Source organism: Rubinisphaera margarita, assembly GCF_022267515.1.
GTDB classification, from domain to species: Bacteria; Planctomycetota; Planctomycetia; order Planctomycetales; family Planctomycetaceae; genus Rubinisphaera; species Rubinisphaera margarita.
The window spans coordinates 63,705-86,136 of record NZ_JAKFGB010000007.1; the positions used below are offsets into that span (position 1 = coordinate 63,705).

The window sequence follows — 22,432 nt, forward strand, 5'->3', positions numbered from 1 at the left end:
CGAGCTCGGCGAAAGTCGAAACTCGCGTGTCGCGGTCGAATTCGGAAACTTCAAGCCCGGACTCCCGGAATGGCTCCGGGGATCAGGCTTCTGCGAGGCCGAGACTTTGAATCGGACCGAAACCGTGATAGATATATGTCGATTCTCTGTTATGACCAAGGCTACGATTACCCCACCCACGGCTGATTTTCAAGACACCCGGATATTTCATGCAAACGGCTGCCCGTCGATACTTCACTCATTTGATGACCGCGATCGGCCCGCTGATTGCGCTCGGGGTCGTGGTGATGCTGTTCGGCATTGCCGACGCCTATCAGCCGAACGGCGGGAAGTTTCTCAGCTTCAGCAACATGCAGCGGATGTCGGTCAACATGGCGACCGTAGCCGTGGCGGCTCTGGGGATGACGTTCATCATCATCGCCGGCGGGATCGATCTTTCGGCGGGAACGGCGATGGCGCTCTGCGCCACGGTGCTGGCGTACTGCCTGAAAGAAGACATGGCCCCGTCTCTGGCGTTTGGGCTCTGTCTGCTGACCGGCTGCGTGTGCGGTCTGATCAACGGCATCCTGATCAGCAGCCTGAGGATGATTCCGTTTATTGTGACGCTGGGGACGATGTCGATTTATCTCGGCGTGGCGAAGCTGATCGCCAAAGAAACGACCGTCCGCCCGAACCGCCTCGAACAGGTGCCCGAGTGGATGCGGCAGTTCCTGAGCACGCGGGACGACGCCCTGGTCTTCGGATTGCCCTTCGGGGTCTGGATCGCGCTCATTCTTTCGCTCATTGTCGCGGCGATCCTCAAGTACACCGTATTCAGTCGGCATGTCTTCGCGCTCGGCTCGAATGAGAACACGGCCCGCCTGTGCGGTATTCACGTGACGCGAACGAAGATTCTCGTCTACGCCGTGGGGGGGCTGTTCATCGGGATGGCCGGGCTGTTTCAGTTTTCGCGGCTCTCGGTCGGCAATCCGACCTCCGGGCTGGGGAAGGAACTGCAGATCATCGCCGCGGTGGTGATTGGCGGAGGAAGTTTGAGCGGAGGGAGCGGGACCGTGCTCGGAACTCTGGCCGGGGCGGGAATCATGGCGGCCATTCAGAGCGGCTGCACTCAGCTTGGGATCAGTAACCCCCTGCAGGATATGATCTTAGGGGGAATCATCATCACCGCTGTCTTCGTCGACCAGATCCGCCATCGCCGCTCGAGCTGAAACTCGCCGGGCACTTTCGGCGGGAAAATTCTTCGATTTTTCAGAAATTGGATCAATCTCTGGAAATATTCTGCAGTGCTTGCGCATTGATTAGTTAACCCGGCCCCGCCAACCATCCACACCATGATATGACAGACCCTGTGGACAACGCGAAGGCGGGGGAAGACTCTCCCCGGTCCTTCGATGCTGCTGAGCTCTATCAGCGACACGCAGCCGGGTTACGGATGTTTCTTCTGAAGCAGCTGCACGATCCCAGTCAGGTCGACGATGTGCTTCAGCAGACCTTCCGGAGATTTCAGGAACAGAAAACAAAAGCGAGTCAGAACGGCGATTCCTTTCACATTCATGCCGGCTGGCTTTATCAGGTTGCGAAGAATGAAGCTCTCCTGGTTCACCGGAAGCAGGCGAGAAAGAAGAAACACGAGCCCCGGATCGCCAGCTTTCTGGTCCAACTCCGTTCCGGGGATCGTGACTTACTCATCGAAGCCGAGCAGGCCAAGCGTGTGCAGGACGCCTGCCAGAAACTTCCGGAGATTCTTCGACGCGTCGTGGAATTGCGGATTTACGAAGATATGAAGTTCGTTGAGATCGCGGAGTTCCTCAAACTCCCCCAGGGAACTGTCCTCTCTCGGATGGCCCGGGCTCTCAAGATTCTCAGAGTGGCTCTCAGTGATATGAATTCCGGCGACGAAGAGTAGCCGAAAGCGAAGAACGATCCCTTCCCGCGGCGAAAGACGCCTTTACACAGGTCCACGGCGATGTCCGAAGCTGATTACGAACTGCAGGCCCTCCGCTATTTGACCGGCGAACTCACCGGCAGCGAACAGGAGCATTTTGAGCATCTGCTCGTCGATAACGAACGAGCCGCAGAGGCATTCGGAGACACGGCTCGCATTCTGGATGCCCTTACCGCTTGCCGAGAAACGGTGCCTGCCGAACGGAAGTCCGTCGGTTCGTCCCGAATCCGCTTCGACGGATGGCCTGGCGTGCTCCTGGCAACCGCGTTGACATTCCTCATCGGCCTGTTCGCCGGACGGTACTCCGTCCAATCGCCGACGGATGCTCCGACTGTGGTGAATGCCGATCCCGCCCCAATCCCCGCTTCAGCTACTCAGAATCGGACCGCCCTGATTGCTGCGGCGTGGATTGACCTGCAATCAGACATCGGCAGCGATGAGATTCAGGTATCGGTGCTTGATGAGATTGATTCGGACTACGACAGCCTCGCCAGCGAGGCGACTGACGCAGAAGAACTCAACGTACCCAACTGGATGATCGCGGCTCTCGAGTCGCAGCAACGCTCCCCTGCACTTCCGGAAGCTTCGGACGATGCCCCGCAGGAGGCGCTCTAACCATGAAGACGTGGCTATTCACTCTTCTCTGCGTCGGTGCCCTGGTCCTTCCACCTCAGTCGTGCGAAGTTGGTCTCGCTGAGAAAAATGCTCCCGGCGACATGGGCGAGATCACACCGGAACGCGAAGCGGCTGCTCTGAAATTCGTGGAACTGCATCACTCGGAACTGCGTGATCTACTGAACTCGCTGCGTGACGCCGACAGAAAACAGTTCACACGAGCGATTGAAGATATCTTCCGGGTCAGCGAACGGCTGGCCCGAATCAAATCCCGCTCCCCGGAGCGGTATGAGATCGAACTTGATCTCTGGAAGGCCAATTCCCGGTTGAATCTGCTCATCGCTTCGCTGCCGATGGCGGAAAAATACGACGCGGCCATGAAAGAAATCGAACGGGCGATCGCCGAGAAGCAGAATCTTCAGCTCAGATTGTTGCAGTCCGAAGAACGGGCGGCCCAGCAGCGACTCGAACGGGTTCAGAAATCCATCGCCGAGGCGAAGAAGAGCAACAAAGACGATATCGCCAGACAGCTTCAGCGAATTCGAAAGTCGTATCCTCCCGCCCAGCGGAATGAACAGGCCGGACCGTAGACCCCGGCTCGCAAGCGGACACTTTTCTACCGAACATTATCGCTTCCATTTGTCGTGAACTTATAAGGACGTTGGTTATGCAAATGCGATTGCTCGCTCTCGCGTTGGGGCTGTCCCTGCCGCTGGCACTGGAAACCGCCAGCCGGGCGGACACCATTCCGTCCATCGATCAGCGGTTCAACGAGAACTGCACTGAAGTGCCGGATTTCCAGCGGCACCTGCTTCCCATGATGAGCAAGATCGGCTGTAACGGCCGCTCCTGCCACGGCTCCTTCCAGGGACGAGGCGGGTTCCAGTTGTCCCTGTTCGGTTACGACTTCAACATGGATCACAAAGGTCTGTCGGAACGCATCGACACCGAAGATCCGCTCGAAAGTTATGCCCTGCACAAAGCCACCAATGTCGAAGAGCACGAAGGCGGCGAACGGATTGTCAAAGACAGCTGGCAGTACCACGTCTTTCTGAAGTGGATCGCGTCGGGTGCCCAGGGAGCCGAGAAGCCCCACAAGCTCACCCGACTCGAAGTCACTCCCAGCGAGATCGTCTTCCAGAAGTCCGGCCAGTCTCAATCCGTGAATGTGGTTGCCGTCTGGGAAGACGGAACTCGCGAAGATGTCACGCCCCTTTGCCGCTTTCAGTCGAACGATACCTCGATCGCAGAAGTCGATGAGAACGGCAAAATCACAGCCGCCTCGGTCGGCGACTCGCACGTCGTGGTCTTCTATGACAACGGCATCTACGCAGTCCCCGTGATCCAGCCGGTTAGCGACAGGGTCGGCGACAAGTACCCGCAGGTCGCGGCTCCGACCCGGGTCGATGAACTTGTTGTCGAGAAACTGCGCAAACTGGGCGTTGTCCAGTCCGATGTCTGCACCGACGAAGAGTTCCTGCGTCGTGTTTCGCTCGATATCGCCGGCACGCTGCCGACCCCGGAACAGGTGCTTGAGTTCGCCAAAGACACGAATCCCCACAAGCGTAATGCTAAAATCGATGAACTGCTCGAAACCCCCGCCTATACGGCCTGGTGGGCGACACGACTGAACGACATGACCGGCAACACGGTCAACCAGCTCAATAACGTTTCGTACGACAACAACAAAGTCACTCAGGAATGGTTCGAGTGGGTTCGTCTGCGAGTCGAACGCAACGTGCCCTACGATAAAATCGTCGAAGGCATCGTCCTGGCTTCGAGTCAGCGTGAAGACGAAACCTACGAAGACTATTCGGCCCGGATGTCCGAGACCTTCCGCGACGATTCGTGCCAGTCGTTCGCCGAACAGGATTCACTGCCGTATTTCTGGGCTCGTCGTAACTTCCAGAAAGACGAAGACCGCGCCATTGGCTTCGCTTACACATTCCTGGGAATTCGCATTCAATGTGCCCAGTGTCACAAGCACCCTTTCGACCAGTGGACCCAGGAAGACTTCACGCAATTCCAGCCGGTCTTCGCCCGCACTCGCTATTCTGCGAACGGAACCGACCGAAAAGAATACCAGAAGCTGCTCGCCAGCATCGATGTCGACGAGACGCTTCGCGGCAACCAGTTGCGACGCGAACTGGCCAAAGAGTTGAAGAAGGGCAAAGTCGTGCCGTTCCCTGCTCTCATCGATACGCCTCCTCGCACCTCTGGTCGCAACAAAGGCAAAGCTCCTCAGCAGACTGCTCGCATGCTCGGCGGTGATCCATTCAACCTCAATGAGTACGACAATCCCCGTGAACCGCTGATGCAGTGGCTGCGGACCGATGTGCAGGATCTGTTCGCCAGAGCCTTCGTGAATCGCGTCTGGGCCAACTACTTCCATCGCGGCATCGTCGAACCCACTGATGACCTGAGCATGGCCAACCCGCCAAGCAACGCCGCCTTGTTGGATCACCTCACTCAGGGGTTCATCGCCAGCAGCTTCGATATGAAGTGGCTGCACCGCGAGATCTGTAACAGCCGGACTTATCAGCTTAGCTGGCAGCCGAATGAAACGAACATCCACGACGATCGAAACTTCGGTCGTGCGGTGCCTCGACGAATTCACGCCGAAGTGGCGCTGGACGCGATTGCTCAGGCCACCTCGGAATCGGAAAAGAACTCGTCCTACCTCACCAGCCTCGACGGACGGGCAATCGCGATCCCGGGCAGTGGTCAGGGACGCGGAGGGAACAACTACGCCCTCACGATCTTCGGCAAGTCGGCTCGTGAGAACAACTGCGACTGCGAACGCTCCAGCGAACCGACACTGCTGCAGACCCTGTATCTCAACAACGACAACGAACTGCTTTCTTCGATTGAATCGCGCCGCGGTTGGCTCGACGAACTCGCTCGCGAGTGGAAAGTCAGCAGTCCGGCAAAGAGCAATAAAGAAGCTCGTCCGGCCAACTACGACGAAGTCATCGCCCGCTACGAGAAGTATCTCGCCAAGGTGAAGAAGCAGGACGACCCGAAGAAGATCCAGGAAGTGAAGTCCCGGCTGCGAGCCTATCGTGAGAAGTACGGAGATTCCGAAGAAGCCCAGCCTGCCGAGTCGACAAAAGTCGCTGCAGTGGACTACAAGGATGCCGTGCAGACCGCCTACCTGAGGACACTCAGCCGGCAACCCTCGGAATCCGAACTGGCCACAGCCGTCGAAGCGATCCGAACGGCGGAGTCCCCGCTCGTAGGGATGCGGGATCTGCTCTGGGCACTGCTGAATACCAAGGAATTCATCGTCAACCACTGATCGTGGATCACTTGTCACACATTTGCTTCAAGTCGGCATTCATTTCCAATCATATTTCTGGGAGCTCGAATCATGGCATTACATCGGACCTGCGACGGAGCCAGACGGCGTGATTTTCTCAAGGTCGGTGCTCTGGGCCTTTCCGGCCTTTCGCTCGGGAATTATCTCAACCTGACTCAGGCCGGCGAAATCCGCCAGGGCGCCAAAGCCAAGTCGGCGATTTTCATCAATCTGCCGGGCGGTCCGACTCACATGGACACGTTCGACATGAAGCCGGACGCCCCGTCGGAGTATCGCGGCGAGTTCAACCCCATCGACACCAATGTCTCCGGCATCCAGATCTGCGAGCATCTGCCGAATCTCGCCAAGGTGATGGACAAGTTCGTCATTCTTCGAGGGGTCTCTCACACGCTGGCCGCTCACCAGCTCGGTTCGGAGTACATCAATACCGGAAACCGCCCGCTTCCGGCTCTGGAATTTCCGGGTTATGGTGCGGTCGTTTCCAAGGAACTGCCGACCCGTCCCGAACTGCCACCGTTCGTTTCCATTCCGAATACTGCCCAGCGCCCCGGTTACCTGGGCGTGCAGTACGCGCCGCTTCACACGGGAGCCACTCCGCGTGCCGGGCAGAAGTTCAGCGTGCGTGGTCTGGAACTGCGGAACGGACTGACTGTGACCGACGTCGAACGCCGCGCGAACCTGCGTCGCGATCTGGATCAGACGTTCCTCCAGTTCGAGAAGAATAACGACCTGCTTCGCGGCCTGGACCGCTTCTCGCAGCAGGCCTACGACATGATCACCTCACCACAGGCCCGCGATGCCTTCGATGTCAGTCAGGAGTCGCCTGAGTTCGCCAAGATGTTCGGTGAGTCGCCCTTCGGTCAGAGCTGCCTGCTGGCAACGCGGTTGATCGACAGTGGAGTCCGTTTCGTTTCGATCGCCACCGGCGGTTGGGATACGCACCGGGATAACTGGAATAACCTCAAAACCCGTCTGTTGCCTCCGTTCGACGAATCGCTGGCCGCACTGTTGGCCGGCCTGGAAATGAAGGGCCTGCTGGAAGAAACTGTTGTTCTCGTCTCCGGCGAGTTCGGGCGGACGCCTAAGATCAACAACGAACGTGTCGGTCGCGATCACTATCCGCGGGCCATGTTCATGCTGATGGCCGGAGGTGGCATCTCTGGCGGTCGCGTGATCGGTGCCAGCGACGACAAAGCCCTGGGGCCGCTTAACGAAGCGATCACGCCGGACGATGTCGCCGCATCCTTCTACCATGCTCTCGGCATCGACCACGAGAAGGAATACCACACGAACACCGGCCGGCCGGTCATGATCGTCCGCGACGGTCATGTCCTTTCCGAACTGTTTGCTTAAGCTGCGAAACTGATCGTTCAGATCCTTCGGGCCGATCGTATGTACCGATCGGCCCTTCTTAGTGCTTCCTTTTGAGGAGACGTTGATGCGACATCTTGGGCAGTGGTCAAAAGCAGTTGCAGTATTTGCTATTATGGGGATCTTAGTCGGTTCCGTGAGCGCGGACGATGCCGCCAAGAAGAAGGGGAAAGACAAAAAGAACGCGAAGAATGTCCCGCAGGTTCTGCAGTTGCCCGATTCGATCGAACTGACGGCTGATCAGAAGAAGGAAGTGAAGGAGATTCAGGACAAGTACACCGCCCGCGCGACCGAGAATCGCGAGAAAACCATGGAGCTGACGCCGGTCGAGATCCGTAAGCAGCGGGCTGAAGCCACAAAAGCTGCCAAGGAAGAAGGCAAGACTCAGGCTGAGATTCGCGTCATCCTCAAGGATCTCGACAGCTCGCTGTCCGCCGACACCGTCGCCAAACTGGCCGAACTGCGGAAAGAATCGCAGACGATCAAGACCGAGTTCCTGGCCGAAGTGCGTAGCGTCCTGACCGACGAGCAGGCCGAACAGCTCCCGAAGGTTCGTGAGCCGAAGAAGAACGCCAAGGGCAAGAAAAAGAAGGCTGAATAGCCAACACCCGAGCCCCACGCGGTGATCATTCAAGTAGCAGGAAGCCGGCCCATCGAGGCAGGCTTCCTCTTTTTATGCGCATTGCTGTTCAGTACGTTGCCGAAAATCTGCGTTGCCTCCATCAGCAAAATTCACTACAAATCGCCCAGCTCCGCGTGGGGACGCCGGAGCGGATGTGGAGGTTCTTCTGTTGCCGGCAAGGCAACGGAAATCCTTCCCCGAGACAAGATTCAGGGAGCGATAAATGCAGGGACGCATTGCCGGTTTTTTCATGACGATCTTTATGGCGCTGCCGCTGGCCGCCATTCCCCTGATGTCGATCTTCGGCATCCCGCAGTTCGACTCATTCGCTTCAACGGCCGATGAAACTGCATTTCTGCTCGAAGATCCTGCTTCCGAGTCTTCGGCTCCCGGTTGGGACGACTCCCCTGCTCCCGCATTCAATGAATCCCAGCCGACGGGATCGGAAGCGGGCCCCTTCGACTTTCCGGCAACTGGATCGGCTCCCGTTCAGACTGCCGGGCTTGATGGCCCCACTTCGATGCCGATTAATCACAATCAATCTCCGACCGGCAAGTTGACCTGGGAACAGTCGCTGGCGCGACTGGCCGAGTTCGGAATCTCGGAGTACCGCGTTCAACCCGGACTCCAGCCCGGCACAACGCACTTCGCCTGTTATTCACGGCAATCGGGCAGCGCGACCGTTATTCGCTTTGAAGGCGAAGGAGCAACGCCGCTCGAAGCGATCCGCAAGACACTCGACCAGGTCGGTCCCTGGTTCGCCTCCAGCTCTTCCCTTTCTTCTTTCTAGAGCAGATTCGACATTCGCCTGCACGCATTTTCGGAGCAAACTCAGCACGGCAGGAGATTGGCGCCCATGCGACTGCAGGAGAAGCATGAAAAGCTCTAGAGCGATTCGCTCAGCAGGATATCCGCGCAGGAGCGGCCTTCGTCTGAATCGCCTCACTTCACATGGACGGAATCGTTACTCTTCCAAGTCCACTGCTCTAAAAGGTCTGTCTTCGTGCAAGGTTGGTCGGTTTTCGCTGTGAATTCTTCCTGGACGGGCCCATTCGCCTGGCCGCCAAGAAGCGAGCGGCCCGCCCGGGAGAAGCTGTCTCTGGCGGTCTCTTCCGCCGACGTACAGGCCCCGTTCAGCTGCATCCGCACGCCCCAACTCGCACGACTCGAAGCCGCTCTTTTCGTCGCCGACGCCCCCCTGTCGGCTAAGAAGCTCGCCGACGCCGCCAAGCTGATCGACACGGGCCAGTGTCACCTACTCGTCGAACAACTCAACGAGATGTACGACCACGATCAGTCCCCCTTCCGCATCGAACAGATCGCCAGTGGCTACCAGCTGCTCACCCGTTCGCAATACTCGCAGTGGCTCGACCGCATTCACCACCGCCATGTCGAATTGAAGCTCACGCCGCCGACGCTGGAAACACTGACGATCATTGCGTACCGACAACCGATTACCCGAGCCGATGTCGAAGCCATTCGCGGCGTGCAGTCGTCGGAAGTCATCAAGCAGCTGATGGAACGCCAGCTGATCCGCATCGGCGGCGAGGAAGATTCCCTCGGTCGTCCGTATCTCTACGAAACGACAAAGACGTTCCTGCAGTTCATGGGCATCCGACGCATCGATCAGCTCCCGAACTACGCGGAACTCCGAAAGCCGCCCGCTACGGAAACCGAAAGCACTCCGCCGGAAAACGCCGCCGCAGACGACGACAGTGGCGAGACAAATCACGAAGAATCGCAAGCCGCGTGAACGATCGCGTTTCCCACCGCAGCCGCATTCCGGACGTACGCCAACAGATGCCAGCACTTACCGAAGCGCTCCGGTCTCACCGACAGGACCACCCCAAAAGGCGTCGATAGAGTACTGTGCAGACCTCGGCAAAGCCCGGCACACGTCTGAGTCACCCCGATCACTGCCGGTTCAGAGCATGCCCACGCGAGCGTGGGCATGGCACCACTCAACGACTACTCTGTGAGTGTTCCCTTTGACGACGGCACGCCGGTCTGTCGCGGATCGTTTGTGAGCGCCTGACGCAGAGCCCGCGCTGTCGCCTTGAAGATCGCTTCCGAGATGTGGTGACTGTTCTGGCCGTGGTTCAACACAACGTGCAGATTCATCAGGGCGTTCGCCGCCAGCGCCTGCAGGAACTCGGCTACGAGCTGAGTGTCGAACGTGCCGATCTTCTCGGTCGGAAAGGCGAACTTCTGCTCGAACCAGACACGGCCACTCAGGTCGAGTGCGACCGTGGCCAGCGTCTCGTCCATCGGCAGGATCATAAATCCATAGCGGGTGATCCCCTTCTTATCGCCGACGGCCTGATGAATCGCCTTGCCGAGACAGATCCCGATATCCTCGGTCGTGTGGTGATCGTCGACATCGAGATCGCCGGTTGCTTTCACCGTGAGATCGAAGCAGCCATGTTTGGCGAACAGCGTCAGCATATGGTTGAGGAAGCCGACACCGGTATCGATGTCGACCTGTCCGGTGCCGTCGAGGTCGATGGTCAGTTCAATCTGCGTTTCGCCGGTCTGTCGTTTGATCGTGGCTGTACGTGCCATCCGCTGCTCCCTGGGTTCTGTACTGCTCGTTGTTCGAGTCAATTGTAGATGTTCAGGCAAACCGGTTCGATCGAGCGGGTACTGAAACCGCAAAAATCGCCTGATCCCCTGTCGGAAGGACCGGTTTTTCAGCAAAATGGTTCCCATCAACAGCGGCAAATGGATACAATCCAACAGGTTCGGGCGACAGAACCTGCCTGAACGGAATTCTCGCCTGCCGCCCAGAGCGTGCCGCGTTTCCCGCCATCGCACCTCCATCTCCGCCTTGCGAATCGTGATCATGAAGAACACCGTCCTGCAAATCTGCGTCGTTCTCTGCGGACTGGCCAGCCACTCTTTCGCTGCGGATCTCGATTTTAATCGGGATATCCGTCCGATTCTCTCCGACAAATGCATCGGCTGTCATGGCCCGGATGAAGAACATCGCGAAGCCGATCTTCGGCTCGATGAACGGGATGCCGCCTTCGAAGACCGGGGCGGATATGCCGCCATTGTTCCCGGCAAGCCGGAGGAGAGCGAGCTGATTGCCCGCATTCTGGAAACCGATCACGATCTGAAGATGCCGCCCGAGCATTCTCAGAAATCGCTCACGCCAGAAGACATCGACAAGTTGCAGCAGTGGATCGCTGAGGGAGCCGAGTGGGAACCACACTGGGCGTACGTCACGCCAGAACTGGTGGACACCCCAGAGATCGATCAACCGGAGTGGAGCAACAACTTCATCGATAACTTCGTCGCCGCGGAAGTGAAGCGACAGGGGATGACGTTCGCAGGCGATGCCGATCCGGTCACCCTGCTCCGCCGCGTCTGCTTCGATCTCACGGGACTTCCTCCCACACTGGAGATGGTCGATGCCTTCGAGAAGGATCATTCCCCCGCCGCAGTGAACGTGCTGATTGATGAACTGCTCGCCTCCGAGCACTACGGAGAGCGAATGGCGATGGTCTGGCTCGATCTGGTGCGGTACGCCGACACCGTCGGCTATCACGGCGATCAGGATCACAGCATTTCGCCGTATCGCGACTGGGTCATCAACGCCTTCAATGACAATATGAAGTTCGACCAGTTCACCCGCGAGCAACTCGCCGGCGATCTGATGGAGGACTCGGGAGTCGACGAGCTCGTCGCCTCCGGCTACAACCGACTTCTGCAGACGACGCACGAAGGCGGGCTGCAGCAGAAGGAGTATCTCGCGATCTACGCAGCCGATCGCGTCCGCAATGTCTCGGCTGTCTGGATGGGAGCGACGGTCGGATGTGCTCAATGCCATACGCACAAGTACGACCCGTATACGATCACCGACTTCTACTCCCTGGCGGCGTTCTTTGCAGATCTCGACGAAGCAAAGCACTTCACCTCGGGAGGCAATTCGCTGCCCACTAAGCGCGAGCCGGAAATGCTCGTGCTTCCGCCGGAACTTCGTGAAGAACGGGCCCGACTCGTCGAGGAGAAGGCGGAACTGGCAAAACTCGCTAGTACAGCCTCCGATGATTCCGAACTGGCCGAACAGACTCAGCAGATCGCTGAGATCGACGCCGCGATCAAGGAGATCGAGAAATCCGGCCGTCTGACGATGATTTCGAAGTCGATCGAACCACGCGTGATGCGGGTGCTGCCCCGGGGCAACTGGATGGACGATTCCGGGCCAATTGTGGAGCCGGCTGTACCGGAGTTTCTCCCGGCGATCGAAACCAGCGGGGACCGGGCCACGCGGCTCGATCTCGCCAACTGGCTGGTCGACGACGAGAACGGCGTCGGACTGCTGACCGCCCGTGTGATGGTGAATCGACTCTGGGCGATCATGTTCGGCCGGGGTCTGGCGGACCTCACCGATTTTGGAGGCCAGGGGAAGCCGCCGACTCATCCCGAACTGCTCGACCGGCTCGCAATTGAGTTCGTCGAATCGGGCTGGGACATCAAGCACATGATGCGACTCATGGCTCAGAGCCGAATCTATCAGCTCAGTTCACTGGCAAGTGTCGAGCAGATGCAGCGCGATCCGGACAACAAATACTACTCACGCCAGTCCCGCTTTCGTCTCCACGCAGAGATGGTGCGGGACAACGCCCTGGCCGTCAGCGGCCTGCTCGTGACCGAAATTGGTGGTCGAAGTGCCCGTCCGTATCAGCCGGCTGGTTATTACCGGCATCTCAACTTCCCCACCCGGAAGTATGTCGCCGACAAAGATACGAATCAGTGGCGACGCGGCGTCTATATGCACTGGCAGCGGCAGTTTTTGCATCCGATGTTGAAGGCCTTCGATGCGCCCAGTCGGGAGGAATGCACAGCCGAGCGGCCGCGTTCCAACACGCCGCTCGCGGCTCTCACGCTGCTCAACGATGACAGCTTCGTCGAAGCAGCCCGGATGATGGCGGCTCGCGTGATTCAGGAAGGCGGCGAGACCGAACAGAGTCGCCTCGACTACGCCTGCCGCCTGACGATGTCCCGTACTCCCGATGAGTCCGAGCAGCAGATCCTCACAACATTACGTCACGAACAACACGAATATTATCAGCAGCATTCCAAAGAACGGGAACAGGTTCTGCAGACCGGGCTGGCGAAGTCTCCCGAGGATCTCGATCCCACCGAGCTGGCCGCGTGGATGCAGGTCTGCCGGGTGCTGCTCAACCTGAGTGAAGTCACCACCCGCAACTGATAGGTTTGCCCCCTCGCTGAAACTTGGACGGAATTCAGTTGGGTGCCACTGCTGGCTTGCCCAGCAGTGCAAACTTGAGATCGACCGCGGATCAGTCATTTAAGAAGACCAGCGATAACGAGGCTGTCATGTCCCTTGAACACGATCTGGCGACACGCATTAATCGCCGTGCTTTCCTGGCCCGTTCCGGCGTCGGCCTTGGAGCAGCGGCGCTCACGTCCCTGCTGCAGCGAGACGGACTCGCGAACAGTTCGACGCCCAAGGCGAATGCATCGTTTCCGAACTTTCGCCCGCGTGTGAAGCGGGTGATCTTCCTCTGCATGGCCGGCGGGCCTTCGCATCTGGAAACCTTCGACTACAAGCCGGAACTTGAACGAATCAGCGGCCAGCCGATGCCCTCTTCGTTCACCGAAGGCCAGCCGATCGCCCAGTTGCAGGGGCAGGAGCTGAAAGCTCAAGGGCCGTTGATTCCGTTCCGCAAGCATGGTTCGAGCGGACTGGAGATCAGCGACTATCTCCCCTGGCACGGCAAGATGGCCGATGACATCTGCGTCATCAAATCGATGCACACCGAGCAGATCAATCACGATCCGGCTCACACCTTCATGAACACCGGCACGGCGATTTCCGGCCGCCCGTCGATGGGGTCCTGGATTCAGTACGGCCTCGGTGCGGAAGCGGACGATCTTCCCGGCTTCGTGGTGATGACCAGCGTCGGCGGCCGCAACCCGCAGCCGATCGCTTCCCGTCAGTGGGGAGCCGGATTCCTGCCAAGCCGGTATCAGGGCGTCGAGTTCAACTCCAGTGGAGATCCTGTCTACTACGTGAAGCCGCCCAGGGGGGTATCGCTTTCTCAGCAGCAGAAGCTCGTCGCGGCGATTAACCAGCTCGATCAGCATCGCCAGCAGACGGTTCGCAACCCCGAACTCGACACCCGCATCGCCGCCTACGAGATGGCCTTCAAGATGCAGACCTCGGTTCCCGACCTGATGGACATGTCGAACGAGCCGAAGCACATTCTCGATATGTACGGAGCCGTGCCCGGCGATGGATCGTACGCGTCGAATTGCCTGCTCGCCCGACGTCTCGCCGAGCGTGGCGTGCGGTTTATCCATCTGTACCATCGTGGCTGGGACCATCACGGCGGCCTCGACAAGTACATGAAAGTCTGCTGCGGCCTGACCGATCAGCCGACGTATGCGTTGCTTACCGACTTGAAGCAACGGGGCATGCTCGATGAAACGCTCATCATCTGGGGTGGCGAGTTTGGCCGCACACCGATGTTTCAGGGCAAAGGGGGCGTCGGTCGCGATCACCATATCCGCGGCTTCTCAATGTGGATGGCCGGCGGCGGTATCCAGGGCGGCACCTCCTACGGCAACACCGACGAACTCGGCTACCACGCCGTCGAAAAGCCGGTCCACGTCCGCGATCTGCACGCGACGATGCTCCACATGCTGGGGATCGACTGGCGGAAGCTGTATTATCAGTACCAGGGCCTCGACATGCGGCTGACGGGCGTGGAAGAAGCTCACGTGCTGAAGGACATCTTCAGCTGAACGTCGCGGTAAGCTAGCGGAGATTGTCAGGCAAACCGTGTTCCTTCGCCCCCTTTAGGGGGAGAAGGTGCCCGAAGGGCGGATGAGGGGGCGATGAACTAGCGGCGTTCCGGATTTCTACCTGATATCAACGGCCCGCCGAGCATGTCACCCGCATTTCCCCCTCACCCTAACCCTCTCCCCCAAGGGGGCGAGGGAACATGTTAAGTTGAAACTGATCAAGAATACGGGCCTGACAAATAGCGACAGGCAGACTACGACCTTGTTCACCCGAATTCGGCGGCAGGATGCCGCCGCTACGCCCCCTACTCCACCTCAGTAGACCAGACAGCAAATAAACATCATGGCGTGGGAACGACTCAAACATGCTTTCGCGATCGGTTCCAAAGAAAAGGAGCCGCTGACGCCGAAGCAGGAAGAGATGCTCGATCGGCTTGCAAAGGCAATTCAGAAGCGGCGGCTCACGCCGGCCGCTGGGGCGTTTCTTGAGTTGTCGCGGCCGTTGACTTACATCGGCGCGCAGGGCCTGCACTTTCTCGAGCCGATCGCCACGTCGATTTTTTCTGCCGAGGAGTATCGCGAGTTCTCCTCGTTTCTGGAACGGCGGGATGCTGTCGATCTTGTCTGTTCCCGTCTGGATGCTCTGGAGAGTGGCAAGGACTCGGGGAATGCATTACCCTCTGAGGCGGCTGATTCGCCAGCCTCGCGACGCAGCCCAGATTGACAGACACGTTCAACGGTATGGAAACCGCTGCCAGTGATATCCCCTGAAAATATCAACGTCATCCTGGCCACCGATTGTGGAAGCACCACAACGAAGGCCATCATGATCGAGAAGATCGACGGGCACTATCGTCAGACCTATCGCGGCGAAGCTCCCACCACGGTTGAGGAACCCGCTGCGGATGTGACGATCGGTGTCACGAATGCCATCGCGGAAATCGGCGAGCTCGCCGGCCGCCGTCTGCTTGATGAGAACAACCAGATCATCCGCCCCGCCAATGGGAACGAGGGCTGCGATATCTATATCTCCACCTCCAGTGCCGGCGGTGGACTGCAGATGCTGGTCTCGGGCGTCGTCCGCGAGATGACCGCCGCTTCCGCCAAACGAGCTGCCCTCGGAGCCGGGGCAATCGTGCTCGATATGATTTCCGCCAACGACAAACGCAAGCCGTTCGAGCAGATTCAACGGATTCGCGAGCTTCGTCCGGACATGATTCTGATGTCCGGCGGCACCGATGGTGGCACCGAGAAGCACGTCGTCAAGCTGGCTGAACTTATCGCGCCGGCCAAGCCGCAACCGCGTTTCGGCAGTGAATACCGGATGCCGGTCATCTACGCTGGCAACAAACAGGCCTGGCCGCTGGTCCAGAACACCTTCGACGATTCGGTCGAACTTTCGCAGGTCGAGAACGTTCGCCCGACCCTTGACGAAGAGAATCTCGGACCGGCTCGCGACAAAATTCACGACCTGTTTCTCGAACACGTTATGGCACACGCCCCCGGTTACGATCGACTCATCGACTGGGCTGATGCGCCCATCATGCCGACGCCGGGTGCGGTCGGAAACATCCTCAAGAGCATCGCCGATCAGTCGGGGATTAACGCTGTCGGGGTCGACATCGGCGGGGCAACAACCGATGTCTTCAGCGTCTTCGATGGCGAGTTCAACCGCACCGTGAGTGCGAACCTCGGGATGAGCTACTCGATCTCGAATGTCTGTGCCGAAGCGACCATGCCGATGATCCTCCGCTGGGTGCACGTCGACATGGACGAACGCGAACTGCGGAATCGCGTGAAGAACAAGATGATCCGCCCAACCACGATTCCCCAGTCGCTGGAAGCGCTGATCTTCGAGCAGGCCGTTTCGCGAGAAGCGCTTCGGCTCGCTTACGTTCAACACAAGGAATTCGCGACAACGCTCAAAGGCGTGCAGCAGCAGCGAACCGTTGGGGATCTGTTCGTTCAGGACAGCAGCGGACGTTCCATCGTCAACAACATGAAGCTCGATCTGCTCGTCGCCTCGGGTGGAGTGCTCTCACATGCCCCGCGAATGGAACAGACCGCGGCCATGCTGATCGATGCGTTCGAACCGGAAGGCTTCACTCGGCTAGCCAAGGACAGCATCTTCATGATGCCCCATCTCGGCGTGCTCGCGCAGGTGCATCCCCAGGCGGCTCTCGAAGTCTTCGAGCGAGACTGCCTCATTTACCTGGGGACTTGTGTCGCCGCAGCCGGCACGCCGCAGCCGGGCAAAGTCGCCTTCGAGTACAAAATCACCGGCGACCTTCAGGCGCAGGGCGAAATGATGGCCGGCGACATCAAACAGTATCCGCTCGGCCCTGACGAAACGGCGACCGTGGTCGTGAAGCCGAATCGCAAGCTCGACCTCGGCAATGGCAAAGGTCAGCCGGTCGAACGGGTCGTTCATGGCGGGACGGTCGGGCTGATTCTCGATGGCCGCGGACGTCCGCTCGTGGTCGGTGAAGAGCAATCCGGTTACAGCCGGGCCGATGTCGCCCGCTGGATCAAAGCCCTCGACCTTTATTAAGAGACAACACTACTGGAGTAGACCGCCCCAATGGCTCACGCGTATACCCCCGGACTGAAAGTGACCGACTGCACGAATCTTCGTGTCAAGCGGATCCTGCCCATTGCCGGCACAGTCCATGTGGAACGCGGCCAGCGGGTCGAAGCCGAGGATGTCGTCGCCGAAGCACTCATCCCGGGCAATGTTTACCCGATCAATCTCGCCAATCAGCTGGCTGTTGCTCCCGCGGATATTCAGGACTGCATGCACGTCAACATTGGCGATCGGGTCGAGGTGGGGGACCTTCTCGCTGAGTCGAAGGGAATTTTCGGCTTCTTCAAGACGCCGTACCATTCCCGGTCCGCCGGCGTGATTGAAACCGTTTCCAGGATTACCGGTCAGGTCATCATTCGCGGCGAGCCGATCCCGGTGCAGGTCAAAGCCTACGTCAAAGGCGAAGTGATCGACGTCATGCCCGAGCACGGCGTGGTCATCGAATCGAGCGTGAGCTTCATTCAGGGCATCTTCGGGATCGGCAGCGAAGCCTTCGGCCCGATCAAGGTCGCGTGCACGTCCCCGCACGACAAACTGACCGAAGACAAGATCACGGCGGACATGCGGGGAGCGGTCATCATTGGCGGCGCCCGGATGACTTCGGAAGGAATTGCCGAGGCCATCAAGGTCGGAGCAGCAGCGGTTGTCTCCGGCGGAATTGACGATCAGGACCTGAAGAGCATTCTGGGCTACGACCTGGGAGTAGCGATTACCGGGACCGAGAAGATTGGTCCCACGCTCATCATCACCGAGGGCTTCGGCGATATCGCGATGGCTCAGCGAACGTACGATCTGCTCTGTTCCCGCGAAGGCGAGCAGGCGTCCGTCAGTGGAGCGACGCAGATTCGAGCAGGCGTGATGCGACCGGAGATCGTGATCCCGCTGCCCGAACATCGAAAGGCCGAGACAATTGATGAAGGTGTTGTGGAAGGCCTGCTGGAACCGGGTGTCAATGTGCGGCTGATTCGCGATCCGTACTTCGGACAGATCGGCCGTGTTGCCGCTCTTCCGCCAGAACCTCAGGTCCTCGATTCAGGATCAAAAGCACGTGTCTTAAGTGTCAGCCTGCCCGATGGAGCGGAGATCATTGTTCCCCGGGCCAACGTCGAAATCATCGCGGACTGACGGGAAGTCATCATGCCGACGAAATGCGACAACTTGAATTCAGAAGCCCGACGCTGGTTCTCACCGGCAGCGCTGGCTCTGATCGCCCTGTTGCTTCTGGCGATCAGTTCGCCGCTCCAGGCTCAGGAACCAGTTCCGCTCCTCATTGAGGATTTCCCGTGGGACAACGGCGACTCGTTGAAAATCACCGTTCCGCTGACCGATCCCATTGCCGACGCCCTGGCCGATGAGTCGACGACCTCGGGGCAACTGGTACTCAGTATTTCCGAAGAGTACGCCGGAGCGTATGAAGTCGTCGCTCAGATTCCGCCAAACGATGGATCCTGGACCCTCGACGCGGCAGCGCAAACCATTACCTGTAAGGTCTCGGGACTCGAACTCGATTCCGACTATTTCTTCCGTGCCAAATGGGTCCCTGCAGAGGGCGAGTCGCTGATCATCGCTGAGAACGAACAGGCCGTGCAGACGCACCGGCAATGGTTCCTCGGCGAGAAGTTTCCGCTGGCGTTTGTCGGCTTCATCATCTGTGGGTCGGTCATTTACTTCATCGAGATCGCCAAACGGGGACGCCCGCTCAAGGTTCGCAAGATTGCCGGACTGGAAGCGGTCGACGAAGCCGTGGGACGTGCGACCGAAATGGGCCGCTCCGTCCTCTACATCCCCGGCATTCAGGACATGAACGACATTCAGACCATCGCCGGCTTGAACATTCTCTCCCGCGTCGCCCGTGTGGCCGCTGAATACGAAGCCGATGTCGAAGTTCCAACTTCGCGAGCGCTGGTGATGACAGCCGCCCGCGAAACACTGCAGGGTTCGTATCTCACCGCCGGCCGCCCCGATGCTTACAATCCTGACCTCGCCTACTATGTGACTGATGAGCAGTTCGGTTATGTCGCCTACGTATCCGGGAACATGGTTCGGGAGAAGCCGGCCGCCTGTTTCTATCTGGGGGCGTTCTTTGCCGAATCGCTGATTCTGGCCGAGACCGGGAACTCGATCGGAGCCATTCAGGTCGCCGGGACAGCCGAGCCGTCCCAGTTGCCGTTCTTTGTCGCGGCCTGCGATTACACGCTGATTGGCGAAGAGCTTTTCGCGGCTTCCGCCTATCTTTCCGGCTCGCCTGAAGAACTGGGCAGCCTGAAGGGCCAGGACGTCGGCAAGATTCTTGTCGCGATCGGCATCCTCGCCGGCTGCCTGTCGGTCACGGTCGGTATCTCGTTCATCCCGGCTGCAGCGATCGTGCTTGCCATCTGCGGAGCGGCCCTGTTCCTGTACTCCGTTTTGAATCCGGGGACCTTTGCCGACTTCTTTAACCTTCGACGAACACCGGGAGTCTGACAGGTGCGACGTACGGTTCCGTTACTGATTGCCGCCACCTGTGGGATCGTCCTGATCTTCACGGCGTTCATCCCGGCTACGGTCAGCTGGGGCGAAACAGCCGCGGTCTGGTTCGACATCCTCGCGGCTATCGCCTTCATCCTCGGCGGCGGAAACCTGCTGAAGATCCATCTGAAAAAGGTGAGCGATCAGAAAGAAGGCTGGGCGTATTCGCTGATTACCGTCCTCACGTTTCTTCTGACACTGTTTGTCGGCCTGCTGAAATGGGATGTCTCGCCGAGTATTGACCAGGAATTCTACGGCCTGAGCTTCGCCCCGTTGACTGTTGAAGAACTGCCGGAGGATTTGACCTACAGTGTCGATGTCGCTCTGCCAGCCGAGTGGTTCGAGAAAGAATTGCCGGCTTCGGTTCGCAGTCAGTTGAGCTACTCCACCGAGGGTGAGGATGTCACTCAATTGCAGTTCCGCGGCTGGATGACGCCCGGGCAACAGAAAGATCTCAACGATTATCACCTGAAACTCGAATGGCAGTGCGCGGTTGAACAACTGGCCGAGAAGGCCCGACCGGCCGATCCGCTGGCTGGAGAAGTTCTTTACTTCGCCGATCACCGGGCTCTCGCCGCCCGCGGCCCGCTTTCGGAAGACGCCGAACAGGCTCTGCGCGATCTCGATGAAGGTTCCGCGTGGACCACGGCTGTCGACCAACTCGCCGAACGGAGTCGCCATGTGACGACAATGGCGATTTCCGATCCGCCGGCTGCGTTTCCTCCGTCCGACGAGTGGCTCGATCGTGTCGAGATCGTCGAGGGAGAACTGAGCGTCACCGGTCCGATCAGCATCGAGATGAAGAACGAACTGGCGGATGTCTTCCAGCACACCCGTCCGTTGACCCCGGAACAGATTCAGCAGTTCGTCGACGAATTGAAGTCGTTGCCAGGCGGACTGTCGGAAGATCAGGAGAATATGCTGCCCGGGCTCCTGGAATCGGGCTGGACCGCTGACCAGCTCATTAGCGCGGTTGATCAGGCGGGCGTTGCCGAGTCTCAGCAGAAATCGGCTTGTGATCTGCTGGAAGAACGACTGGCTGGCGAGACGAACCTGACGACCTCGCTGCCTCCGGCCGATTCCGATGTCACCCTCAACGACGCTCAGAAGTCCTATCTTCGTGAGGCGATCTCGGACTCTTCGGTGACGCTGACGCAGATTGGCCCCGAACTGGCCAGTCGCGGGAACTGGACCGACAGTCAGGCGGCCGCTCTGGACGAGTTTCTTGAAGCAACACCGACAATCGGAGAACGGAACCGACTGCTGGCGACCGCATTAACACAGGACGACCAGACTCTGTCGGACGAACAATACGAATTCCTGCTCACCCCCTACCGGGAACAACACCAGTGGGAAGAGCAGATGCATGCTCTGATGATGGCCGCTCATCAGGTCAAGTATTCCTGGTCCGGCAACTACGTCGAACCCGGCTCGCCATTTTGGTGGCTCTACGAATACGCCTTCACTCCGCTGACAGCGACGATGTTCTCGCTTCTGGCATTCTATGTTGCCTCGGCTGCCTTCCGGGCCTTCCGGGCCAAGAACTTCGAAGCCTTCCTGCTGCTGTCGACTGCGTTCATCATTCTGCTCGGCCGGACCTATGCCGGTCCGCTTCTGACGAGCTGGCTGCCTGAATCGCTGGCGGCTCTTAAGATTGAAAACATCACTGTCTTCATCATGTCGGTCATCAATACCGCGGGAAACCGGGCCATCATGATCGGAATCTCACTTGGCATTGTTTCGACGTCGTTGAAGATCCTGCTCGGTGTCGACCGTTCCTACCTCGGCACGGGAGAAGATTAAGTATGGCCTCGTACCAATCGATCGTGAACCGGCTGGCCGGACTGGACCGCAGATACATCTTTCTGATGATGCTGCTCGCTGTCGCCATTCCGATCCTGATGGAGTTGACCTTTCCGGAGGTTCCCACGCAGCAGGCAATCAATGTCTTCGACGAGGTCGAGCGACTCGAAGAAGGTGATCGCGTTCTGCTCGCGCTCGATTACGATCCGAGTTCGGAAGGAGAACTCGGACCGATGGCATCATCGTTTGTCATGCACTGTGCCGAGAAGAACGTCAAAATGTACTTCCTGACGCTCTACCCCGGCGGACCTCCCATGATCCAGCAGTCCATCCACCGGGTGCTGATGACGGACTATCCGGAACTCAAATACGGCGAGGATTACGTCGACCTGGGGTTCAAGCCGGGCTACGAAGGGGTGATCAAAGTGATCATTACCAATCTGCGGGAGCTCTTCACCACCGACACTCGCGGGACGAATATTGACCAGATTCCGATGTGCCAGGGGGTCGAGAGCCTGCAGGACATGGATCTCATTATCTGCGTCAGTGCCGGCTATCCCGGGGCCAAGGAATGGGTACAGTACGCGAAGGCCGCCTTCCCGGAACGAATCAATCTGGTTGCCGGAGTTACCGGCGTTCAGGCGCCTTATCTGTACCCGTATGTGCCTAAGCAGATCATCGGACTGCTCGGGGCCATCAAAGGAGCCGCGGAGTACGAGACGCTCGTCACCGAGAAATACATCGAAGGAGAGCCGAAAGCTCTCTATCAGGAAGGACGCCGCCGTATGGGGCCCCAGCTCGTGGCTCACCTGCTGATGATCGGTCTGATCATCGCCGGCAACGTCCTTTACGTCCTGCAGTCGACCCGAGCCAAGACCTAGGTAGCCG

Annotated in this window: 18 protein-coding genes; 17 read left to right on the top strand and 1 reads right to left on the bottom strand. The window is 58.7% G+C overall.

Translation table 11 applies throughout. The features are described from left to right. Window positions 1-209: 209 nt before the first annotated feature. The 9 genes from L1A08_RS02565 to scpB all read left to right on the top strand — a co-directional run bounded on the left by L1A08_RS02565 (window position 210) and on the right by scpB (window position 9,625). Window positions 210-1,208, top strand: coding sequence for an ABC transporter permease (locus tag L1A08_RS02565; RefSeq protein ID WP_238753853.1), 999 nt, complete (start codon window positions 210-212; stop codon window positions 1,206-1,208). 128 nt (window positions 1,209-1,336) lie between these two features. Then, complete coding sequence (locus L1A08_RS02570) at window positions 1,337-1,906, top strand: RNA polymerase sigma factor (protein WP_238753855.1); 570 nt, start codon at window positions 1,337-1,339, stop codon at window positions 1,904-1,906. 60 nt (window positions 1,907-1,966) lie between these two features. Beyond that, a complete protein-coding gene (locus L1A08_RS02575; protein ID WP_238753858.1) occupies window positions 1,967-2,560 on the top strand; it encodes a hypothetical protein in 594 nt (197 codons plus the stop codon). A 2-nt stretch (window positions 2,561-2,562) separates the two neighbouring features. Further along, window positions 2,563-3,150: a hypothetical protein gene (locus L1A08_RS02580; RefSeq protein WP_238753860.1), complete on the top strand. Its 588-nt coding sequence runs from the start codon at window positions 2,563-2,565 to the stop codon at window positions 3,148-3,150. Window positions 3,151-3,227: 77 nt separating this feature from the next. Next, entirely contained in the window at window positions 3,228-5,858 is a 2,631-nt protein-coding gene (locus L1A08_RS02585; protein ID WP_238753862.1) for a DUF1549 and DUF1553 domain-containing protein, read from the top strand. A 72-nt stretch (window positions 5,859-5,930) separates the two neighbouring features. Next, on the top strand, window positions 5,931-7,232 hold the full coding sequence (locus L1A08_RS02590; RefSeq protein ID WP_238753864.1) for a DUF1501 domain-containing protein: 1,302 nt from the start codon (window positions 5,931-5,933) through the stop codon (window positions 7,230-7,232). A gap of 154 nt (window positions 7,233-7,386) precedes the next feature. Further along, window positions 7,387-7,851: a hypothetical protein gene (locus L1A08_RS02595; RefSeq protein WP_238753866.1), complete on the top strand. Its 465-nt coding sequence runs from the start codon at window positions 7,387-7,389 to the stop codon at window positions 7,849-7,851. A gap of 244 nt (window positions 7,852-8,095) precedes the next feature. After that, on the top strand, window positions 8,096-8,662 hold the full coding sequence (locus L1A08_RS02600; protein ID WP_238753868.1) for a hypothetical protein: 567 nt from the start codon (window positions 8,096-8,098) through the stop codon (window positions 8,660-8,662). A 237-nt stretch (window positions 8,663-8,899) separates the two neighbouring features. Then, window positions 8,900-9,625 (top strand): SMC-Scp complex subunit ScpB, encoded by a 726-nt coding sequence (gene scpB, locus L1A08_RS02605; RefSeq protein ID WP_238753870.1) that lies wholly within the window; start codon window positions 8,900-8,902, stop codon window positions 9,623-9,625. A gap of 215 nt (window positions 9,626-9,840) precedes the next feature. Here the strand turns inward: scpB and hisB are convergent, their stop codons facing one another. Then, a complete protein-coding gene (gene hisB / locus L1A08_RS02610) occupies window positions 9,841-10,434 on the bottom strand; it encodes an imidazoleglycerol-phosphate dehydratase HisB (protein WP_238753872.1) in 594 nt (197 codons plus the stop codon). A 280-nt stretch (window positions 10,435-10,714) separates the two neighbouring features. Here hisB and L1A08_RS02615 point away from each other — a divergent pair, with 280 nt between their 5' ends. From L1A08_RS02615 to L1A08_RS02650, 8 genes are all read left to right on the top strand, one after another. Continuing rightward, a complete protein-coding gene (locus L1A08_RS02615; RefSeq protein ID WP_238753874.1) occupies window positions 10,715-13,090 on the top strand; it encodes a PSD1 and planctomycete cytochrome C domain-containing protein in 2,376 nt (791 codons plus the stop codon). Between the two features lie 128 nt (window positions 13,091-13,218). Continuing rightward, window positions 13,219-14,649: a DUF1501 domain-containing protein gene (locus L1A08_RS02620; RefSeq protein ID WP_238753877.1), complete on the top strand. Its 1,431-nt coding sequence runs from the start codon at window positions 13,219-13,221 to the stop codon at window positions 14,647-14,649. 343 nt (window positions 14,650-14,992) lie between these two features. Then, a complete protein-coding gene (locus tag L1A08_RS02625) occupies window positions 14,993-15,373 on the top strand; it encodes a hypothetical protein (RefSeq protein ID WP_238753879.1) in 381 nt (126 codons plus the stop codon). 102 nt (window positions 15,374-15,475) lie between these two features. Beyond that, window positions 15,476-17,200: a glutamate mutase L gene (locus tag L1A08_RS02630; protein ID WP_390896841.1), complete on the top strand. Its 1,725-nt coding sequence runs from the start codon at window positions 15,476-15,478 to the stop codon at window positions 17,198-17,200. 30 nt (window positions 17,201-17,230) lie between these two features. Beyond that, entirely contained in the window at window positions 17,231-18,358 is a 1,128-nt protein-coding gene (locus L1A08_RS02635; protein WP_238753883.1) for a hypothetical protein, read from the top strand. Between the two features lie 12 nt (window positions 18,359-18,370). Continuing rightward, window positions 18,371-19,696 (top strand): DUF6754 domain-containing protein, encoded by a 1,326-nt coding sequence (locus L1A08_RS02640; RefSeq protein WP_238753885.1) that lies wholly within the window; start codon window positions 18,371-18,373, stop codon window positions 19,694-19,696. A gap of 3 nt (window positions 19,697-19,699) precedes the next feature. Next, window positions 19,700-21,544, top strand: coding sequence for a hypothetical protein (locus tag L1A08_RS02645; protein WP_238753887.1), 1,845 nt, complete (start codon window positions 19,700-19,702; stop codon window positions 21,542-21,544). Window positions 21,545-21,546: 2 nt separating this feature from the next. After that, window positions 21,547-22,425 (top strand): hypothetical protein, encoded by an 879-nt coding sequence (locus tag L1A08_RS02650; protein WP_238753889.1) that lies wholly within the window; start codon window positions 21,547-21,549, stop codon window positions 22,423-22,425. Window positions 22,426-22,432: the final 7 nt, after the last annotated feature.